Raw genomic sequence first — 3,821 nt, 5'->3', positions numbered from 1 at the left:
GTTCCCCAGCGGGTTTGGGCGGCGCCCAAGGATTGTTTTTGGCCATGCTTAGGCATGGCTTTTCGGCTTGCCGAAAAAAGCCTCGCAGAGCACACTCTTTACGAAGGTAAAGTATAGTGTGATATACTTTACCTGGAAGTAGATGCCGGAAAAGGGTGCTCTGGGGCGTCGAAAGGAGTGCGAAAAATTGAGCTATGCAGTCGTTCATATGGAGAAGATGAAGGCGTACGATTTGAAGGGGATGCAGTTTCATCATCAACGCGAACGGGAGAGCCGGACGAATCCCGACATTGACAAAGAGCGCTCCTATCAAAATTATGATTTGGTCAATGAGGATCCCATCGACTTTAATAAGCGAGTGAAAGAAATCATTGAATCGCAAAAAACAGGAACGAGGAAAACGAGAAAAGATGCTGTGCTCGTTAACGAATTGCTAATCACGTCTGACAGGGAATTTTTTGATCGGCTTGATCCGGACGAGACAAGAAAATTTTTTGAAGACAGTCTAACTTTTTTTCAAGAGCGATATGGAAAACAGAATATCGCTTATGCGGTCGTGCACATGGACGAAAAAACACCTCATATGCATATGGGGGTGGTTCCTATGCGTGATGGCAGACTTCAAAGTAAAAACGTGTTTAATCGCCAGGAGCTGCTTTGGCTTCAAGACAAGTTTCCTGAACATATGCAGAAGATGGGTTTTGAATTGGAGCGAGGAGAAAAGGGATTTGATCGTGAGCATTTATCCGTTCAGGATTTCAAGCGAAAAACAGCGAAGGAACAGCTTGAAAAAGAGATTGCTTCACTAGAAAAAAAGCTTTCGGGTAAGAAAAATGAATTGTTAACCTTAAACGAAGAAATTTCGGACGAGGTTCGAATTTCTGCCAAAAGAGAAATGAAAAAAGTGGAGGTCAAAACGGAGGAAAGAAATTTGTTCGGCATTCCCAAAAAAGAGATCAAGAAAAAGCCGACTGGTAATATTCTTGTGCCTGAAAAGGAATTCAAGCAGTTGGTGGCAGCTGCCAGAGATAACAAGCAGCTGAAAAGCCGGATGGAGAAAATTCTTCGTATGGACCTTGCCAAAGAAAATCAGAAGTTGGCCAGTCAGTTGAATGGGACTTTAAAAGGCTTGAAAGAAAAAGAGAGGGAAAATCAACGGCTGAACGAGGAAAACTATTCTCTGCGTTCTCAGAATCACGAATTACGGCAGGAAATTCATTTTTTATATCAAAGTACCAAAGAGTTTTTAAAAGAGCGTACAGAGAGCGTGAGAGCCTTTAAAAACGTTTTTAAGGATTTTGTAGGCAAGGTTAAGGAGAAAGTCATTGGAAGCGAATTTGAACGCTTATACAAGCGCGAAAAAGCTCGTGAAAGGAATACTGAGCTCGAAAGATGAAAAAAGATTTAAAAATGAGTTAGAGCACTAGAAAGTCCATCACTTAACGGATTTTTAAGTGCTCTAACTCATTTTTATTTGATTCTTTTTAAGTGATCGTACTCTTTTTTAGTTTGATTAATATTTTGCCCTTTGTGTCCGATGTGAGGGTTTAGACGGTACGTATTTGAATTGCCTACTTTGGGGCCTTTTCTTATAATATCTTGTTCTAATAAGCCTTTTATTGCTCTTGCTACATTTGATTGTTGCATTCCTAAATCCTTAGCAATTTCTGTTTGAGTCACTCGTATATAGTTTTCAAAATCCAATTTTCCTAATAATTTCAGTATCACTCGATATTCTTCGTAACTCAATTTAGCGTCTGCCATCCAGCTTAAAGGATCTTGGTACATAGCTAGCCAACCACCTCCTAAATTCGATTTCATGGGTTTGTAAGGCATTGTAAGACTGACAATTTCACCGGTTTCAGGATCAACATTAGCGTGTAGCATTTTTGTCTTTTGTAAACGTTTATATTCTTCCTGATTCATTATGTATTTCGCCCCCCCTCAAAATATATAAACTATATCTATTGAGATATATATCTCTACAGCTATAGTTTATATCACAGGAGATATATAGGTCAACCTTTAAACCCTTGGTATTATTGACTTTTCAGAAGGCCCCTTCTGTATCTGTAAAAAAAGCTATGCTCCAAGCAAGGTTCAGGTAGTATTTTTTTGAGAAAAACACTCAAAAAAATCTCCACCTTTTCCCCCTTGCTCTCCGCATTTTTTGGCGGTGCTGGTTATTCGCCAAGCTCACCATACCCAAAACGAGGAATATCGGTGATGAGCTTGCTCTGAATAGGATACCGCCAAAAACCGCAAGTGCTTCCGATCGAGAAAAAGCTCTTTAACAAAGCATTGTAACGTTAAATTCGTGGGGTTTAGCCCCCACACGACTAGCCAGCTACCTCCCCAAAACAAGGAAGGAAAAATTTTTAAACAAAAATTCAGAGTTGATTCAACTAGTAGAAACGTTATAATGTAATTTATGGAAAAAATTCCGCATATTAGGAGGATTAGAATGAAAAAAATTGCAACAGTTTTACTTTCATCTGCATTATTATTTAGTCCAGTAGCGTTGAATTCGCAAACTGAAGCTAGTACCTTGAATCAACTGGTTCCTATTGCCCCTTCTGATTCAGAAATCGGTAGTATGCAACCTTATGGTATGAACCCACCTACTAGTAGTGCTTCTACACATGATATTTCAGTAAGTACCTACAATTACCAGGTTTCAAAAGTAGGCGCACAAGTTTATACAGATAAGTTTATTAAAGGCAAAACAACAATGAAAATATCCGTTAAAAATTGGAAAGTTTTGAACTCGCATGGGGGGACTTCTAACTCTCTTACACTTACTGTATATAATTCATCTGGTAAAAAGGTTGCTGGTAAAACAATTACTATTTCAAAAGGATCTGGTTCCGCCAGCTTTTCTGGTTTAAGCTCTTCTACAAAATACTATGTTAAGTTTTCAGTGCCATTAAATAGCAATACTTATTCATTTAATGGTTCCATTTCTTAGTAATTTAATAGCATAATTATTTAAAGAAAAAAGAACATCGTAACTTTTCGATGTTCTTTTTAATTTAAAATTTTGGAGGTTCCCAAAAATGTCTAGAACTATTTGGAAAGGTGTATTTATTCTCTACATATTAATGCTACTTAACTTTATAGTGATTAAGTTTAATGGAAATATAAACGGTGTTATAGATACTATACAATCCAATACTGAGCGGAGAGCTGCAGGAGAATCAGCTGTAAACTTAGTTCCTTTTAGAACGATTGACACTTATGTAAGTGATGTGAATTCAGGAGTACCCTTTATAAATATCCTAGGTAATATTATTCCTTTTGTACCTATGGGATTCATAATACCTCTCGCTTTTCCTTCTCAAAGAAATATAATTAAAACTATGATTTCTTGTTTATTTTTGATATGCAGTATAGAGATTATCCAACTAATCTCTTTTTTAGGCAGTTTTGATGTAGATGATATTATATTAAACCAACTAAGTTGTTTTATAGGTTTTATGCTATTTGTAACATGCAAGAATGCTTTTAAAATAGTCTCTTAAAAAGTTATAAAAAGAAGAACCATTGGCATCTGTCAACGGTACCGGAATGAAGCGATAGCGGAATGAGGATAAGGAGTTGACAGATTCTTCTATCCTAAACCCTCTTGGCATTGAATCGAAAACATTCGATTCCTGCCTACCGGCGAGGGAGCCCCCTCAAAGGTGAGGGGGATGGGGGAGTTTGTTATAGGGGGTCTGGGGAAGGGTTCCCCAGCGGGTTTGGGCGGCGCCCAAGGATTGTTTTTGGCCATGCTTAGGCATGGCTTTTCGGCTTGCCGAAAAAAGCCTCGCAGAGCACAC

General features: G+C 38.2%; 4 protein-coding genes. 3 read left to right on the top strand and 1 reads right to left on the bottom strand.

Annotation, left to right across the window (positions count from 1 at the left end):
* Positions 1-187: 187 nt before the first annotated feature.
* Positions 188-1,396 (top strand): MobV family relaxase, encoded by a 1,209-nt coding sequence (mobV, locus tag B1A98_RS19810; protein ID WP_082040304.1) that lies wholly within the window; start codon positions 188-190, stop codon positions 1,394-1,396.
* 74 nt (positions 1,397-1,470) lie between these two features.
* On the opposite strand, the gene B1A98_RS19805 is transcribed toward mobV, so the two are convergent.
* Positions 1,471-1,926 carry a replication/maintenance protein RepL gene (locus tag B1A98_RS19805; RefSeq protein WP_041114686.1) on the bottom strand — a complete coding sequence of 152 codons (456 nt, stop codon included), beginning with the start codon at positions 1,924-1,926 and terminating at the stop codon, positions 1,471-1,473.
* Positions 1,927-2,464: 538 nt separating this feature from the next.
* Between B1A98_RS19805 and B1A98_RS19800 the strand changes: the two genes are divergently transcribed.
* Positions 2,465-2,968 (top strand): hypothetical protein, encoded by a 504-nt coding sequence (locus B1A98_RS19800; RefSeq protein ID WP_041114687.1) that lies wholly within the window; start codon positions 2,465-2,467, stop codon positions 2,966-2,968.
* A gap of 88 nt (positions 2,969-3,056) precedes the next feature.
* Positions 3,057-3,521: a VanZ family protein gene (locus B1A98_RS19795; protein WP_052477471.1), complete on the top strand. Its 465-nt coding sequence runs from the start codon at positions 3,057-3,059 to the stop codon at positions 3,519-3,521.
* Positions 3,522-3,821 lie beyond the last annotated feature (300 nt).

It is taken from the genome of Pseudobacillus badius, from assembly GCF_002189605.1.
Classification (GTDB): domain Bacteria; phylum Bacillota; class Bacilli; order Bacillales; family Domibacillaceae; genus Pseudobacillus; species Pseudobacillus badius.
The sequence above is the reverse complement of the archived record's forward strand: the minus strand, read 5'-3'. Positions and strand labels throughout refer to the sequence as shown.

What these genes read in the sequence shown, in the direction of transcription:
- B1A98_RS19800 (WP_041114687.1), top strand. Translation starts at nt 2,465, where the DNA reads ATGAAAAAAATTGCAACAGTTTTACTTTCATCTGCATTATTATTTAGT.
- B1A98_RS19795 (WP_052477471.1), top strand. Translation starts at nt 3,057, where the DNA reads ATGTCTAGAACTATTTGGAAAGGTGTATTTATTCTCTACATATTAATG.
- B1A98_RS19805 (WP_041114686.1), bottom strand. Translation starts at nt 1,926, where the DNA reads ATGAATCAGGAAGAATATAAACGTTTACAAAAGACAAAAATGCTACAC.